The 409-nt window shown below is 65.5% G+C and carries 1 protein-coding gene; it reads right to left on the reverse strand.

Annotated elements, in window-relative coordinates; translation table 11 throughout:
* The coding region (locus tag PUR56_RS25230) for a prealbumin-like fold domain-containing protein (RefSeq protein ID WP_329950580.1) at nt 1-369 on the reverse strand (369 nt) is incomplete at its 3' end.
* Nucleotides 370-409 lie beyond the last annotated feature (40 nt).

The raw sequence follows: 409 nt of genomic DNA on the forward strand, positions 1-409 counted from the left end.
AGCATTCGCCGGAGTCAGAACCAACGGACCGAACACCGGCGAAGCAGGCAACTGATACCCGGGCGGGGCAGCCGTCTCACGCCAGTAATACGTGCCGACCTCCACCGTCCGAGAACACAGACCATTCGCACCCGTCGTACACGCCGCACCCACCTGCGTGTCCGGGTTCACCCCCGACGTCTGCAGACCCGGAACACCATTCGTCTCCTCCCACAGATCGAACACACCACCCGCCAACGGCGCCGCCGTATTCGCATCCGTCTTCAACACCCGCACCTCACCCGTCACCGGGGGCTGCGGCAGATCAGCAGCCGTCACCTGCACACCGGCCGAAGCATTCGCCGGAGTCAGAACCAACGGACCGAACACCGGCGAAGCAGGCAACTGATACCCGGGCGGGGCAGCCGTC

This window comes from Streptomyces sp. BE303 (assembly GCF_036290945.1).
GTDB lineage: Bacteria > Actinomycetota > Actinomycetes > Streptomycetales > Streptomycetaceae > Kitasatospora.